15 protein-coding genes and 1 tRNA gene are annotated in these 14,958 nt (G+C 36.2%); 9 read left to right on the top strand and 7 right to left on the bottom strand.

What is annotated here, in order from left to right:
- Nucleotides 1–49: 49 nt before the first annotated feature.
- Both EIY84_RS04090 and miaA read right to left on the bottom strand, forming a co-directional pair.
- Entirely contained in the window at nt 50–607 is a 558-nt protein-coding gene (locus tag EIY84_RS04090; RefSeq protein WP_124640642.1) for a thioredoxin family protein, read from the bottom strand.
- A gap of 10 nt (nt 608–617) precedes the next feature.
- Nucleotides 618–1,526, bottom strand: a complete 909-nt coding sequence (gene miaA / locus EIY84_RS04085; protein WP_124640641.1) for a tRNA (adenosine(37)-N6)-dimethylallyltransferase MiaA — start codon at nt 1,524–1,526, stop codon at nt 618–620.
- A 111-nt stretch (nt 1,527–1,637) separates the two neighbouring features.
- On the opposite strand from miaA, the gene EIY84_RS04080 reads away from it, so the two are divergent.
- The 9 genes from EIY84_RS04080 to EIY84_RS04040 all read left to right on the top strand — a co-directional run bounded on the left by EIY84_RS04080 (nt 1,638) and on the right by EIY84_RS04040 (nt 9,222).
- The gene (locus tag EIY84_RS04080) at nt 1,638–2,495 is read left to right on the top strand and encodes a YicC/YloC family endoribonuclease (RefSeq protein ID WP_124640640.1); all 858 of its coding nucleotides are present in this window, start codon (nt 1,638–1,640) and stop codon (nt 2,493–2,495) included.
- Between the two features lie 2 nt (nt 2,496–2,497).
- Nucleotides 2,498–3,067 (top strand): guanylate kinase, encoded by a 570-nt coding sequence (gmk, locus tag EIY84_RS04075; protein WP_124640639.1) that lies wholly within the window; start codon nt 2,498–2,500, stop codon nt 3,065–3,067.
- Between the two features lie 12 nt (nt 3,068–3,079).
- Nucleotides 3,080–4,096, top strand: coding sequence for a quinolinate synthase NadA (gene nadA / locus EIY84_RS04070; protein ID WP_206428189.1), 1,017 nt, complete (start codon nt 3,080–3,082; stop codon nt 4,094–4,096).
- 88 nt (nt 4,097–4,184) lie between these two features.
- Nucleotides 4,185–4,544: a dihydroneopterin aldolase gene (gene folB / locus EIY84_RS04065; protein WP_124640637.1), complete on the top strand. Its 360-nt coding sequence runs from the start codon at nt 4,185–4,187 to the stop codon at nt 4,542–4,544.
- Between the two features lie 36 nt (nt 4,545–4,580).
- Nucleotides 4,581–5,936 (top strand): DUF4403 family protein, encoded by a 1,356-nt coding sequence (locus tag EIY84_RS04060; protein ID WP_124640636.1) that lies wholly within the window; start codon nt 4,581–4,583, stop codon nt 5,934–5,936.
- A 101-nt stretch (nt 5,937–6,037) separates the two neighbouring features.
- Nucleotides 6,038–6,108: transfer RNA gene (locus EIY84_RS04055), tRNA-Cys, on the top strand.
- A 65-nt stretch (nt 6,109–6,173) separates the two neighbouring features.
- The gene (locus EIY84_RS04050) at nt 6,174–6,677 is read left to right on the top strand and encodes a hypothetical protein (RefSeq protein WP_124640635.1); all 504 of its coding nucleotides are present in this window, start codon (nt 6,174–6,176) and stop codon (nt 6,675–6,677) included.
- Between the two features lie 58 nt (nt 6,678–6,735).
- Nucleotides 6,736–8,361: an LIC_10190 family membrane protein gene (locus EIY84_RS04045; protein WP_124640634.1), complete on the top strand. Its 1,626-nt coding sequence runs from the start codon at nt 6,736–6,738 to the stop codon at nt 8,359–8,361.
- Nucleotides 8,362–8,403: 42 nt separating this feature from the next.
- Nucleotides 8,404–9,222 (top strand): ion transporter, encoded by an 819-nt coding sequence (locus EIY84_RS04040; RefSeq protein ID WP_124640633.1) that lies wholly within the window; start codon nt 8,404–8,406, stop codon nt 9,220–9,222.
- A gap of 10 nt (nt 9,223–9,232) precedes the next feature.
- Here the strand turns inward: EIY84_RS04040 and EIY84_RS04035 are convergent, their stop codons facing one another.
- From EIY84_RS04035 to EIY84_RS04015, 5 genes are all read right to left on the bottom strand, one after another.
- Nucleotides 9,233–10,246, bottom strand: coding sequence for a sodium:calcium antiporter (locus EIY84_RS04035; protein ID WP_124640632.1), 1,014 nt, complete (start codon nt 10,244–10,246; stop codon nt 9,233–9,235).
- A 99-nt stretch (nt 10,247–10,345) separates the two neighbouring features.
- Nucleotides 10,346–10,984 carry an HmuY family protein gene (locus EIY84_RS04030; RefSeq protein WP_124640631.1) on the bottom strand — a complete coding sequence of 213 codons (639 nt, stop codon included), beginning with the start codon at nt 10,982–10,984 and terminating at the stop codon, nt 10,346–10,348.
- Between the two features lie 18 nt (nt 10,985–11,002).
- The gene (locus EIY84_RS04025) at nt 11,003–13,075 is read right to left on the bottom strand and encodes a TonB-dependent receptor plug domain-containing protein (protein WP_124640630.1); all 2,073 of its coding nucleotides are present in this window, start codon (nt 13,073–13,075) and stop codon (nt 11,003–11,005) included.
- Nucleotides 13,076–13,111: 36 nt separating this feature from the next.
- Entirely contained in the window at nt 13,112–14,002 is an 891-nt protein-coding gene (locus EIY84_RS04020; RefSeq protein ID WP_124640629.1) for a DUF6607 family protein, read from the bottom strand.
- A 97-nt stretch (nt 14,003–14,099) separates the two neighbouring features.
- Nucleotides 14,100–14,834 carry a helix-turn-helix transcriptional regulator gene (locus tag EIY84_RS04015; protein ID WP_124640628.1) on the bottom strand — a complete coding sequence of 245 codons (735 nt, stop codon included), beginning with the start codon at nt 14,832–14,834 and terminating at the stop codon, nt 14,100–14,102.
- Nucleotides 14,835–14,958 lie beyond the last annotated feature (124 nt).

The raw sequence follows: 14,958 nt of genomic DNA, 5'->3' as shown, positions 1-14,958 counted from the left end.
AGCCGGAAATTTCCGGCTTTTTATATGTTTATATGATTTGGAACGAGGATTATTTCCACTTGATGTTGCAACCCATGCTAGGTTTTTGAAACTCTTCTTGAGCCTCTCCGCTCAAAAGATTTTCGAAAGCGATGATCAAATCTTCACCCGTAATTTCTTTATTGTTTCCAGGTCTTGAGTCGTCCATCTGACCACGATAGATTAGATCCAGCTTTTCATCAAAGAAATAAAAATCCGGAGTACAAGCTGCATCGTATGCTTTGGCTACGGCTTGGCTTTCATCAAAGAGGTACGGAAAATCAAATCTTTTTTCGATTTGAAACTCAATCATTTTATCGGGGGCGTCGGCCGGATATTTTTCGACATCGTTGGAGTTGATTGCGATAAATTCTATTCCTCTTTCGTTATAATCTTCATACAATTCATTTAATTTATCAATGATGTGCAGTACGAAAGGACAATGGTTGCACATAAAGACAACCAAAGTGGCTTTTTCTCCTTTCAATTCTTCCAAGGATTGCAATTCTCCCATTTTGGAAGGATTCGGAAGTTCGAAAAACGGTGCTTTTGTGCCCAATGCCAACATATTGGAAGGTGTATTTGCCATAAAATTTATTTTATAATGAATAATTTAATTTCTTGAGCAAAGATAAGGATTCTTGTAATGAATTTTGATAGTTGACCCAATTAATATCCGTTTCTTTTCTGTACCAAGTCAATTGCCTTTTGGCAAAGCGTCTGGAGTTCTTTTTCACTTCTTGCACAGCAAATTCTAATGACCATTCGTGGTTCAAAAATTTAAAAATTTCCGAATATCCAACGGTATTTAAAGCTACAAGTTTTTGAAAATCTACCAAGGCTTTCACTTCATCCAACAATCCTTTTTCCAACATCATATCGACCCTTTTGTTGATTCTTTCATAAATAATTTCTCTAGGCGCTTCTATTCCAATTCGAATGACAGAAAAATCTCGTTTTGCTTTGGGCTCTTCTATCAAGTCGCTGTATTTTTTTCCGGTTTGCCACGATACATCAATGGCACGGAGCAATCTTCTGGGGTTTTCCAGATCTACTTTTTGGTAATATGCTTCATCCAAATTCTTTAGTATCGTTTGCAAGCCTTCCAAACCTTGTTCGTCCCAAATGGATTGTAACTTATCTTGATTTTCTTCATTGGCTTCTGGCAAATCGTTCAGTCCGGAAATCAGAGCTTTTTCGTACATCATGCTTCCGCCCACCATTACCACAACAGGAAATTTAACAAACAATTCGTCCAATTTTGCAAGGGCATCCGTTTCGAATCTCCCAATGGAATAGTCATCGGTCACATCAAGATTTCCTACAAAATGATGAGGAACTTGAGCCAACTCTTCAGCTGTAGGAGCCGCTGTACCGATTTCCATTTTTCTAAAAAACTGTCTGGAATCGCAAGAGATAATTTCGGTAGAAAAGTGTTTTGCCAAATCGATGGCCAGCTTGGTTTTGCCAATTCCTGTTGTACCGACAATGGAGATTAGAGTTTTCATGCGGGCAAATTTCGTTAAAAAAATCTGAATCCTCAGTCGGTCTTAAAGAATAAAAAGGATAAAAATATCTTACAATTCCTTATCTTTGCATCAATTTTTTAGCAAAATACTATGCTCCTATCCATGACCGGCTTCGGAAGAAGCGAAAATACTTTTGAAGGTAAAAAAATTGTTGTAGAAATAAAGTCTTTGAACAGCAAAAGCATGGATCTGAACCTCCGCGTTCCGGTCAGATACAAAGAAAAAGAATTTGACATCCGTAAAAGTCTTAGCGACAAAATCCTTCGTGGCAAGGTCGATTGCTACATCAATGTAGAAACCATTGAAGACAGCAACGATGTAAAGATCAATAAAGATTTGGTAAATTCGTACATCAACGAGTTAAAGAGCATCAGCAACGATGGACCTGATTTTGAATACCTAAAGATGGCCATCCGTTTTCCTGAAGCCATCTCGACAAGACCGGAAGAATTGCAAGAGACAGAATGGGCATTCTTAATTTCTAGTATTGATGAAGCGGTAGAAAAATTCATTGAATTTAGACAAATTGAAGGTAAAACTTTGCAGTTGGAATTGTCTAAAAACATCCAAAACATCAGCCAAGCCTTGCAACAAGTGATTCCTTTTGAAGAAATACGATTGGCCAATGTAAAAGAACGCTACCAAAAAACACTGAGCGAATTTGAAAACATAGACGAAACCCGTTTCTATCAAGAATTGGCTTATTATACCGAAAAATTGGACATTTCTGAAGAAAAAGTACGCCTGACACAGCATCTAAATTACTATTCCGAAGTCATGAAAAACGAAGATTTTTGTGGAAAAAAATTAGGTTTCATTGCCCAAGAAATCGGAAGAGAAATCAACACTTTGGGATCCAAAGCCAACCATTCCGACATCCAAAAATTGGTCGTTGTGATGAAAGACGAATTGGAAAAAATTAAAGAACAAACCCTAAACATCTTGTAAAAATGGGAAAAGTCATCATATTTTCGGCACCTTCGGGAAGCGGCAAAACCACTTTGGTAAAACACAGTTTGGACTGCATTTCCGAATTGGAATTTTCCATTTCCTGCACGACACGATCTCCAAGAGGCGAAGAAATCAACGGAAAAGACTATTATTTCATCAGTCCAGCTGAGTTCAGAAAAAAAATTACCGAAGATGCCTTTGTTGAATTTGAAGAAGTCTATACCGACAAATATTATGGAACCCTGAAATCCGAAGTCGAAAGAATATGGAGCCACAACAAGACGGTAATTTTTGATGTGGATGTCAAAGGAGGTATTGCTCTAAAAAAATATTTTGGAGACAAAGCTTGTTCCATTTTCATCATGCCACCGTCCATTGAAGAATTGGAAAGAAGACTGATCCACAGAGGAACCGACGATGCCGAAACCATAAAAACCCGTGTCGCAAAAGCATCTGAAGAAATTTCGCACCAAGATCAATTTGACACGATCGTTACCAACACCATCTTAGACGATGCTAAAAAAGAAGTGGAAGCGATTATAAAAAACTTTATATTTACCCGTCATTAATTTATAAAAATCATGAACGAAACTATAAATACAGCAAAATCCAACCTACCAGTAAAGGGTTTCTTGGACATCAAAGACCTGATCATCCCTCAAGGAGAAGAGCTAAAACAAGCCATATTGGATCTAAAAAAAGAAAAAAATGCAGTTATTTTGGCGCATTTTTATCAACCGGCAGAAATTCAAGACATTGCCGATTTCTTAGGCGATTCTTTGCAACTGGCAAGGCAAGCCAAAGAAACCGAGGCCGATATGATTGCATTTTGTGGTGTACATTTCATGGCAGAAGCTGCAAAAATCCTAAACCCGAGCAAAAAAGTCGTACTTCCGGACACTCTAGCAGGATGTAGCTTGGCGGATAATTGCAGCGGCGAAGGACTTAGAAAAATGCGCGAGCAACACCCTGGAGCTTTGGTAGCAACCTACATCAACTGCAACGCCGAAACCAAAGCCGAAAGCGATGTGATTGTGACCAGCTCCAATGCAGAAGTGATCATCAATGCATTGCCAACAGACCGACCTATTATTTTTGCACCCGATAAAAATTTAGGCCGCTATCTTATGAAAAAAACCGGAAGAGACATGATACTTTGGGACGGTAGCTGTATCGTTCATGAAGCTTTTTCTATGGAAAGAATAGCTCAACAATTGGCCGATAATCCGGATGCAAAATTAATTGCCCACCCGGAGAGTGAAACTCCAGTATTGGACTTGGCTCATTTTGTAGGATCGACCTCTGCATTGTTGAATTATGTAGAAAAAGACGAGTGTCAAAAATTTATTGTGGCTACAGAAGAAGGTATTCTACACGAAATGCAAAAGAGAGCACCACAGAAAACCCTGATCCCAGCATTGGTTTTTGACGAAAGTTGCAACTGTTCCGAATGTTTCTTCATGAAGAGAAATACAATGGAGAAACTCTATCTTTGTCTAAAATACGAACTTCCTGAAATCACGATGGATGAAGACCTAAGACTGAAAGCTCTGAAACCTATCGAATACATGATGGATCTTAGTAAAAATATAAAATAATCCTTCTTTAGAATAAAATTGAAAGCCTTTTGGAAATCTTCTGAAAGGCTTTTTTAAACAAAAATTCAAACTTATACCCAGAAAAATTATGACTTCAAAAATCATCATCGAAGACAAAAAAATATACGCCTACCATGGAGTTTTGGAAGAGGAAAATAAAATTGGCACTTATTATCTGATCAATTTAGAATTGCATGCCGATCTTTGGAAAGCCAGTGAAAGCGATGATCTGAATGACACCATTAATTATGCCGAGGTCAATGAAATCCTTCATCAAGAAATGGAAATCAACTCGCAATTGTTGGAGCATGTCGCCGGAAGAATTTTGAGAAAAATTCATGAAAAATTCGGAAACATCACCTTCATCAAGATAAAAATCACAAAGACCAACCCGCCGATGAAAGGCGAAATGAAAGGTGTTTCTGTAGAGTTGGAACAATCGTGGTAGTATTTTTGCTTGTCCAACATCAACAACAATTATTTCATGCTTAAAAAATTAGTCGTTTCGTTTTTGTTAAGTTATTCTTTTGCCTTTGGGCAATGGACCAACAAGACCTTTCCAAAAGTAGCTTCCAGCCTGAACATCCCGATGCGAATTCCATTGGTGGAGCTCAATAAAATTGTAAATAACAGTACTAAAGATCTTTTGTACGAAGACAATTCTTTTTTGGACAACGACAACGACCAATTCAAAATAAAAGTTTGGAAAACCCGAAACATCCGTCTGGTTGCGGGAACTGCGCAAAATTTTCTGGTGGAAGTTCCTCTTAAAATATGGGCCGAAAAAGGTATCGGAACTTTAGGAGTCTATCATTATCAATCCACCTCGTTTGAAACTGTGATGTACTTCAACACCGACATTATCCTAACAAAAAACTGGGGTATTGCTACAAAAACCAAGGCCAATGGATACAAATGGGTGCAAAAACCCGTCTTGGATTTTGGTTCAGTAAAAATTCCCATTACACCATTGGTTGAAAAAAGTTTGAAAAAAGAACAAGAAAAAATCTGCTCTACCATCGATATGCAAATGGGCAAAGAACTGAACTTTCAAAAAAATATTTTGGAGGCTTGGAATTCTTTTCAACAACCCATGCTGATCAATAAAGAATACAACACTTGGCTGAAAGTTAGCCCACAAAAAATTAATCTTTCGCCGTTAAAATTTTACAAAGACGAGATACAAACCACCATCGGAATCAACCTAATTTCTGAAACTTTCGTAGGTGAAAAACCGAGTGAAAACCCTGCAATCAAAACACTTTCGCCTCTGGAATTGGCCGACATTCCGAACAAAAAATTCCAATTGATGACCACGGCACAAATCCCAATTACAGAAGCCAATGCCATCGCCGAAAAGCAATTCCTGAACAAAGAATTTGACTTTAGAAACGACAAAATAAAAATCACTGCTATTTCTGTAAAAAATGAAAACGATAAAATCACGATTGATGCCGATACCGAAGGGGCAATAAACGGTAAAATCCTGATCAGTGGACTCCCAAAATACGATGCTGAAAAAAGAAAAATTGTACTGACGGATACAAAATTCAAGTTGAAAACCCACAATATTTTACACAAAACAGCATCCCTGTTATTCAAAAGTAAAATCATCAATACCATCGAGCAAGAGTACGGCATCCCTACGGATGAAATGGAGAACAATGCTAAAAAATCCATTGAAGAAAGCTTCAACAAAAGCTATCCGAACGGACTTTTGATGTCGGGAACGGTGTATTCCATTCAACCCAATGAGATCGATTTAACAGAAAGCAACATCATGGTTTTGGTAAAAACAGAAGCCGAGCTTAAGCTAACCCTCAACAACACAAAAGATTAGGACAAACCCTAATAAAATCAGAAAAAAAATAAAAATTAAATCTTGAAAAATATTTTTTTAATGTGCAAAAACTTATTATATTTGCACCCATAAAGAAAAACGGTGCTTTGGCCGAGCGGCTAGGCAGTGGTCTGCAACACCATCTACAGCGGTTCGAATCCGCTAGGCACCTCAAAAAGCATTCAGAATATGGATGCTTTTTTTATTCTATTTATCATCATTTTAAAACACGGACAAATGAGAAAATTATTTTTTATCGGACTGTGCACTTTAGCATTTTCAAATTTCAATGCTCAAATAACAACTACACAAACGGTTATTGACAGCACTCAAAACAAATTAAATAGTATTTCTGAAGAAGAATTGGCTAAAAAAAGATTAGAAGCTGAAAAAAAGATTGAAAAAGAAAAAAAAGAAGCACAAAGAAAATTAGAAAAAGCTGAAAAAGAAAGGCGAAAAGCTGAAAAGAAACTTGAAAAAGCAAAACGAGAGAGCGAAAAAGCCATTAAAAAAACGGAAAAGGCAAAGAGCAACTTCGATAAATACACCAAAAAACTAAGTAAAGAAACCGAAAGGCTTACCGATATGGAGGTTAAACTTGAAAAGGACATCTCCAAAGGAAAATTAAGTCCTAATGATATCAACAAAGCAAAAAGTAAAATCTCTAAGCAAAAAATAACCATCAAAAAACTTCAAAATGAAGTTGACGATGCGCAAAGAGCATTGAACAAATTAAGATAAAAGATTAAAAATTTTTAATCCTAAAAAAGAATGTTTATTTTTAAACATTCTTTTTTTTATGGCCTATCAACTCTTTTCCTTTATCCTATTGATCCCTTGCCTTCTGGGGATTGGTCATGTTGTGAGCCTAAAATTCGGAACTTTATATCCCGGAATCAGCTCAAAAATCGTGTTGGGTATTGTTGCGACATCGCTGGTCTGGACGGTGCTTTCATTTTTCATTCCGCTAAATATTTATGTAGAAATAAGCACTTTGCTGTTGGGATATGCTTCTTTATATCTAAACAAAATGTGGAAAGAAGGGTGGAATTTCCTTAAAAACCAAAATATTTTATTTTATTTCACCCTATTTTTAGTCTGTTTGTTCTCCAGCTTCTACCCTTTTATTCTGGATCATTTTGGATATTATGTTCCCACCATAAATTGGATTTCAAAATTTGGCTTGGTCAAAGGAATCGGCAATTTGGATTTGATCTTGGGTCAAATGTCCATTTGGCACATTTTTCAAGCCGGCTTCAGCCATATTTCGGATCTCTATTTGCGCATCAACGGTTTGGTTTTATTGGTCTATATTTTCTATATTTTCGAGAAAAAATCATGGACACACATGGTTTTCTTACCGTTTTTATTTCTCTTTATACAATCGCCAAGTCCAGATCTTCCAGTACTTGCATTTTCTTTGCTATTGTTAAATGAATTTCTAGACAAAAACAAAAATGCAACCCTAATTTTCGCCCTATCCATTTGGGTTTTCAGCATAAAACCAACGGTAATTTGGTTGCCACTGTTTGCATTTTTTTATGGATTTTTCATTCTAAAATCTCATTTCAAATTCATCCTTCCCGGAGTATTTGTTTTGGTTTTATTTCTCGTGAAAAATGTATATTGTTTCGGTTATCCCATTTTTCCAATCGATTTTTTAGATTTAAACTTCAGTTGGAAACCCAATAGCGAAATCATGAAAACATCGGCTAAAGTGGCTGTAGAAAAAACTTTTGACATGCAATTCAGTTTTCAGGAAATACAAAAATTCACTTTTACAGAAAAGGTAAAAAACTGGTTGTTCTTGGAAGGTATAAAATCCAAAATTCATCTATTGTTTATGCTGAGTTTGGTTCTATTTACCTTATTTACAATTAAACAAAAAAAGAAAATCATCTGGATTTTGTACATCTGCATTCTGATAAAAACCATTTTTGTATTGGCATTTTCTGCACAGTACCGTTTCTTTTTAGAACTGTATTTTGTGATATTCTATCTATTATTTCAAAATACCATTAGCAAAAAAACATCCACCGTAATAATGGGACTGTGCTCTGTATTTATTTTTCTGATTTTATCTTTTCCAAAGATCATACAAACCCAGATTCCATCGTTCAAATTGGGCTATTTTTTAACAGGATTCGAAAAAGATCAACTCTTGCATCCGGTTTATTTTGAACTGAAAAATTACCAAACTTTTAGCCTCGGAAATTTAACTTTTCATGTTTCTAAAGACTACCCTTACAATTTCGACACCCCCGTACCGTCTATTTCTACAGCATACATTCAGGAATATTATGATGCAGGAATTTTTCCACAATTGAACGGAAACGGATTAAAAAGTGGCTTTGTTTGGAAGAAACTGAACCGTGAAGAAATGATGCATCTGAACCAAATTTTGCTTCACATCAAAAAGCCTTAAAATCGTATATTATTCAGTATCTTAGCCCCAAATTTTGTATTGATGATAAAGCCCGAATACGATTTGCGACCGGTAAAAAATCCAACTTTAAAGAAAATCTACAGAACGATTTATTTTGCCAACACCAAAGCCGGAAAAATCTTTGACATCACCTTGTTGGTGCTTATCATCATCAGTACCGGATTGGTCATGTTGGAGACTGTACCTTCTTTGGACATCAAGTATCACAAAGCTTTTTTCATCATCGAATTTCTAATTACGATACTCTTCACCATAGAATATTTTTTAAGAATTTTTTCCATAAAAGACAAACGAGAGTATATCCTTTCGCCTTTTGGGATTATCGATTTCCTTTCCATCATACCTTTTTATTTGAGTTTATTTTTCCCTGTTTTGCATTATTTCGTGATCATCAGGATGCTCAGAATGCTCAGGATTTTCAGAATTTTCAACCTTGCCGATTACATGCACGATGGACGATACATTGTTTCGGCACTGAAAAATTCATCCAGAAAAATTTATATTTTCCTTTTGTTCATCGCGGTTTTCATAATTTTAATGGGATCGATTATGTATGTGGTTGAAGAAGGAAAAAACGGTTTCGAAAGCATACCACAAAGCATCTATTGGGCAACGGTAACCATTACTACGGTAGGTTATGGAGATGTCTCACCGTCTACACCATTGGGCAAGTTTTTGTCCATCATCATCATGCTGGCGGGTTACAGCATCATTGCAGTTCCTACGGGGATTATGACTTCAGAATTTAGACACAGCATGAACAAAAGACACTGTTCACAATGCGATGCTGACAATGAAGAAGATGCAAATTTTTGTAAAAATTGTGGTAAAAAATTTTAAACTACTGTTGCTATGCTATAAAAAACAATCCAATAACGGAAAGCGAATAGATGAGCAAAGCCACCCAAGAATCGACTCCCATTCCGAAATATCGTTTCCTGGATTTGATGACCATCCCTATAATGTAAATGAGTGTAATAAGCATTGCTACTGCAGTTAAATAAAGATTGACCGATTGGGTTTTGGGTAAAATGGCCGAATTGGTGATCCAAATCATGGGCAAAAACAAAGTGGGCAAAAAGGCATTTCCACCAAAAATATCATCGATAATGGGCGTGTACGATTTGTTTTTCACAAAAGCCAAACCACCAGAAATCTCCGGTAATGAAGTCACCAAAGCCAGTACGGTTGCCCCAAATATCACCCCGTCTATTTTATAATACGAAGCTATTGCCGAACTGGTATTTTCTAAAACCACCCCAAAAATCAAAACAATCATTGAGATGAATAACAGTCCTATCACGGCAGATTTCTTATTGAGTTTCGTCGTTTTTTTAACTTCCACAATCGGAGTTTTGGGATTGAATTTTTGAAATTTTTTCATGGCCAAAATACTGGTAATCCACAAGGCAACAATCAACAATTCGGGAGGTGTGGTTCTGGAAAAAATAAAATTTTCAGGAAATTGTTTCCCCACCATGACCATACACAAAATGCCTACCAAAAAAAGACCTTGCAACAGTCCTGTTTCTGAGCTGGTAAGTGTGGAGAGAGGTTTTTTATCGTGTTTTCTGGATGCAAAATCAAACAAAATCAATAGGGCCGACTGAATGGCAATGCCGCCCAAAACATTACCTACCGCCACATCGATTGTACCTTTAACAGCACCGTTTATTGCAATGGCTATTTCGGGAAGGTTGGTTACTATTGCCAGCATGATGGTACCACCAAATGCGGCTCCTAGATGAAATTCGTCATCAATAAAATCGACAATTGTGGACAGTTTATTGCAAAAAAACCAAATGAGTACTGCCGAAAAAAGAAACAAAACAATATTTTGAGTGATTGTAAGTTGGAAATCCATGCTGAAAATTTTATACTAAAAGTACAATAAAATTCAAAAAAAAACATCCGAATTGTAAACAACTCGGATGCATTTGAAAAAAGTAAATTAATGATACACTTAAAATCCACTACTTTGTGAGGTCATCACAAACCGTAAAGAATAGTAGTTAGATGGCGTTGTCAAAGGATCTGGACTTGCCGGAGCGTCTTTATAAAAACTAATTATTTCGAATTTCACATACTTACCGTCGTGTGTTTTCACAACGAATATTTTCCCCGGGACAGGAGAAATCATGTGATTGGTAGGATTGTAGTTGTACCACCCGTTTCCGCTTCCTGTCGGGATGGCATAGGTATTGGCAGCATCTTGCTTAAAGGTAGAAGCAGCAGGAATGGCTTTTAGTGCATCCAAAGTACTGCTCACCATGCTTACTGAAGCATTTCCTGTTCTCGTAGGTTCGTTGGCAAGTCCGATTGCAGTGCCCCCATTTATGACTATGGAAGTCCCTCTGAATGCTACATCCCATTGGTCATTGGTAACCACGGCATTGGCTGAAAAACTAAATTTTGTAAATTCTCCACTTACAGGTTGCCCCTGTCCACCGGATTGTGGAGCATGGATATTTTTGTGGGTCACCGTTGTCAGCACCGTCGATTCCGATTTAACATCTTCATTATCAGAAGATCTAGAGCAAGAAAAGGTTAATAGCATGGCCATAAGGCTCAATGATAAATTTTTAATAGTTTGTGTACTCATAATATTGTTTTAATTTTTTTAAAATTGAAAATTGATCCTTCCAAAAAGTTGCCTTCCTGGCAAATTGGAAATGTTATTTTTGTCGGTATAATCAAAAAGATTAACCACTCCGGCTTGTAACTGAAATCCATGAATAAAATCTTTAGACACGGAAATATTGGTTGTCGTATACGCTTTTACAAAATCATCGTAACGATCCAAAATATCGTTGCCATTGGTATCCAACAATCCGTACTTGGATCTATAAAACACCCTTGCATTGATGGTCGTTTTTAGTGCTGGTATCCTGTATTCAACCTTAACATTTGCGGTATGTTTGGATCGGTTATAAAGTCCGAAATATTCTTTCTTTTTCAATTTGAATGACTCTAAGGTTTCCGGATCTCTGGTGTATATCTCTCCTTGTTCCAAAGCATCCATCACCGACTTGTCTTTTGCTATCAGATATTGATAGCCTAAAGATAATTTAAGATTTGAACTGAATTTATAACCCAGATTCAGCTCTGTTCCGTAGGTGATAATTTTATTGATATTGAAATAGGAAAACACATTCTGACCGTTGGTTCTTTGTGCAACGACTTTGGTATCAATTAAATTCTTAATGTCATTGTAGAAAAAATTAGCGTCTAAAGTCCACCTGTTTTTCTTGTATAACATTCCAAAATTATAATTCATCGATTGTTCTGGCTTTAGTGGGCTCGAAAAATCAATGGGAACTAGGGATAACAATTGACCTTGATTTTCCAATATTTTCAGTTTTTCTTCGGCAACATTGTATCCCAAAATGGTGTATCCGATGGCCGAATTGGTGAAGTCAAAATACAACTGTCGAAGATCCGGAACTTTGTATCCCGCGCCAACTGTTGCTTTCAGAGAAAAATTTTCATTCCATTGATAATTAAACCCAACTTTTGGACTAAACTGCGTTTGATTCTGAAAATGATCCAAACGAAAACCACCCAAAAAATTCCATTTTTTGCTCAAGAACCACTCGAACTGACCGTATAAATATTTGGTATTCAGATTAATTTTATCATCAAAATAAGTTCTATCGAGCGATTCTAGATTCATCCCGAGACCCAAGCTCAACAAATTTTTGTTAAACGATATTGCAGACCGAATTTCCGGCCTAAAAAACAATTGATTAAAATTATTTTCCTCGAACAAACGACCGTCCGAATGATTCAAAAACTCATGCGATTGGTAACGAGTTATATAAAAATCATAGTCCAACTTTACATGTTCACCCCATTTTTGGTTGATGATGAAGGACTGGTTCCACTCATTAATTTTAGATTTTCCTAAAAGTTTTTCGCCATCAACCTCAGATTTGTAATCCTGATTTTGACCAAAAATTCGAGTGCTTGTCGAAAGTTTCCAATTTTCTGAAAGTTTTAGTTTTAATTTGGGTTGAATGGTGAAATTCTGATACGGCTCAACCGTTTGCAAATATGAATTATCTGATAAATTATAGCCTTTTGTAGCAAAATAATTCCCAAAAAGTTCAATTTTAAAATTTTCTTTTCCATACTCTAAAACCGTGGACAGATCGTGGGTATAGAAAGAAGCCAATTTGTAATTAAGGTTTCCTTGTACCTTATTCGTTAATTTGGGATCTTGGGTAATGATGTTGATAACCCCCGCTAAAGCTTCAGAACCATAAAGACAAGACGATGCTCCTTTGATAATTTCTATCCTCTCGATGTTGTTCACCGTAATCCGACTGAGATCCAAAGTCCCGGCGGACCTTCCAAAAAGAGGTTGCCCATCAATCAAAATCATGGTGTAAGCGGCATCCAAACCTTGCATTTGTAGGCCTTCGCCACCACCAAAATCCGGCACGGTGATCAATCCTGTTTGTTCTTGTAAAATTTCATTCAACCGACTCGAACCTGATTGTAAAATTTGATCTCTGGTAATAAGTTGTACAGGCATTGGCAAAGAGGTCATGGCTCTTTTGGTTTTGGTCCCGGTAATGATGATTTCGTCTATGGATTGAGCGTTCAAACTATCGCTTTTCATTTGGGCTTTGGCTGTAGAAAATACAACCAAAAACCCAAATATCAAGCTTGGAAATTGAGATTTCATCATTTATTTGTTAAATAGAAAGTAAATAAATTGAAAAAATTATCTAATAATGAAAAGGTCAATTATCGTGTTGATTTCTTCCTGCGATGCGTTTGTTTTTAACTTTGAAAGATGAACAAACAAGGGTTGGTCATTCACCATATTTTTTAATTTAATGTTTTGATTTTTGTCAAATTCCACCTGCCATTTTGCACGGACTTTTTTCCAAAAATCTTGGTTTTTAGCCCACCATTCTTGGGCTACTTTACATTTTTCGTCAGCCACTTTTGTGTAGGTGTTGTAGCCTTTTTCTTCGGCCAAAACGACATCTTTACCCTCGGCACTTCTGATGATTTTTTTATTGTCTTGGTCGTGGATCCAGCCGTTTTTGGTTATTTCTTGGGTATTGTTTCTTAGGGTAATATTATAATCGTCTCTTTTGGTGTACTCTCTTCTTGGCAATGGAGCGTTGGCAGTACTGTTCCAGAAGGTTCTTCCATCTACATTGGCCCAACTGGCACTGGCTTCGTAACGAGGTTCGTCACTGACTTCATATACCTTTTGAGTCCATTGTCCTTTTACATCACTGGGTTTTAGGTTAACCACCTTCCAATCGTTAAATCCATTATAATCGTACAATTTGGTGTTTTGAAACAACCAATCCTGTCTCCAATGTTTGATTACCGTGTTGTTTCCGACCAGCAAAAGATGCTGTAATGAAATTTTCTGAGGTTGATCTTCAATTGCTTGTACCCATTCCAAAGCGGTTTCGTGTTTGTCCATGGAAGGGACATAATTTTCCAAATCTTTGGAATACTTAAAAGTTTCAGCAAAATTAAATTTCACTTCATAGCATCCACACATGGATTTGATGGCTTTTTGGTCTTCCAATTTTTGCGCTCCTACCGATACGGCTACTCCTAATGCCAACATCAATGTGACTTTCTTCATTTTAATAATTTTTATTTAGATTAATTATAAATAACTTTAACGCGACAAAAGTATTCCCTTAATGGAGAAATAAAATTAGTTATCGGAAAAAAAGACTTTAGAAATTCGAAAAATTTTTCTGAGAATAGACCTTAGGACTCATCCCAAAATACTTTTTAAAGGACTGACTAAAACTGCTGATGGACGAATATCCTACCTCTATGGCAATTTCTTGAATGCTTTTCTGAGAATTTTGCAACAGACATTGAGCCAAAAGCATTCGATGTTCTTGGATGAATTCAAAAATGGTTTTTCCGGTATAGGCTTTGAAACCTTCTTTCAGATAGCAATCGTTGGTACCCACTGCAGAAGCTATTGTGGAAATGGTTAAAGAATCCGAAATGTTTTTTAAAATATAGTTTTTTGCCGTTTCTATACGATCTTCTTTCAGCCTTTTTCTTAGTACATTGCAAGTATTACAATTGTCCGATTGTTTTTTATTGAGTTGAACGATAAGAAATAAAATTAAACTTTCTATATACACTTTTCTTTCGGAGCCCTCTAAATTGCATTGGGTCAGCTCATAAAGTCGGGTCTGGGTAAGAATGCAAATGCTGGATAAAGAAACTTCATTCAATACAAAGTCATCGTACTTTTCAAAATACGATTTATGAATTAAAAAATGAAACAAATATCCTCTGTCGTCCAATTTGTAAAAACAATCATCAGAAGACAAATGGTAACACAAACTTACCATGCCATCTACAACGGATACCGTACATTTTGACTTTTCAGAATATAAAACTTCAAAGTGATAGGTTATTTTCTGAGTGATGATTTCCAATTTATGCACTGCTTTTTAATGTTATTCTTTATTTAAAAAAACACTATTTTTATTTAGATTAATTTTAAATAAGCGCAAAGATATCAATAAAAACTTTAGTTTCCATCTTCATAAATTTTAGAAATCGGGAAAA

Source organism: Amniculibacterium aquaticum (assembly GCF_003852705.1).
Taxonomy (GTDB): Bacteria; Bacteroidota; Bacteroidia; order Flavobacteriales; family Weeksellaceae; genus Amniculibacterium; species Amniculibacterium aquaticum.
Note: the sequence above shows the minus strand (reverse complement) of the source record. Positions and strands in the feature narration are given on the sequence as shown.

Excerpts from the sequence above, each read along its gene's own strand:
- EIY84_RS04090 (WP_124640642.1), bottom strand. The coding sequence starts at position 607 with ATGGCAAATACACCTTCCAATATGTTGGCATTGGGCACAAAAGCACCG.
- miaA (WP_124640641.1), bottom strand. The coding sequence starts at position 1,526 with ATGAAAACTCTAATCTCCATTGTCGGTACAACAGGAATTGGCAAAACC.
- EIY84_RS04045 (WP_124640634.1), top strand. The coding sequence starts at position 6,736 with ATGGCCTATCAACTCTTTTCCTTTATCCTATTGATCCCTTGCCTTCTG.
- nadA (WP_206428189.1), top strand. The coding sequence starts at position 3,080 with ATGAACGAAACTATAAATACAGCAAAATCCAACCTACCAGTAAAGGGT.
- EIY84_RS04020 (WP_124640629.1), bottom strand. The coding sequence starts at position 14,002 with ATGAAGAAAGTCACATTGATGTTGGCATTAGGAGTAGCCGTATCGGTA.
- EIY84_RS04035 (WP_124640632.1), bottom strand. The coding sequence starts at position 10,246 with ATGGATTTCCAACTTACAATCACTCAAAATATTGTTTTGTTTCTTTTT.
- EIY84_RS04080 (WP_124640640.1), top strand. The coding sequence starts at position 1,638 with ATGCTCCTATCCATGACCGGCTTCGGAAGAAGCGAAAATACTTTTGAA.
- EIY84_RS04030 (WP_124640631.1), bottom strand. The coding sequence starts at position 10,984 with ATGAGTACACAAACTATTAAAAATTTATCATTGAGCCTTATGGCCATG.
- gmk (WP_124640639.1), top strand. The coding sequence starts at position 2,498 with ATGGGAAAAGTCATCATATTTTCGGCACCTTCGGGAAGCGGCAAAACC.
- EIY84_RS04040 (WP_124640633.1), top strand. The coding sequence starts at position 8,404 with ATGATAAAGCCCGAATACGATTTGCGACCGGTAAAAAATCCAACTTTA.
- EIY84_RS04060 (WP_124640636.1), top strand. The coding sequence starts at position 4,581 with ATGCTTAAAAAATTAGTCGTTTCGTTTTTGTTAAGTTATTCTTTTGCC.
- EIY84_RS04050 (WP_124640635.1), top strand. The coding sequence starts at position 6,174 with ATGAGAAAATTATTTTTTATCGGACTGTGCACTTTAGCATTTTCAAAT.
- folB (WP_124640637.1), top strand. The coding sequence starts at position 4,185 with ATGACTTCAAAAATCATCATCGAAGACAAAAAAATATACGCCTACCAT.
- EIY84_RS04025 (WP_124640630.1), bottom strand. The coding sequence starts at position 13,075 with ATGATGAAATCTCAATTTCCAAGCTTGATATTTGGGTTTTTGGTTGTA.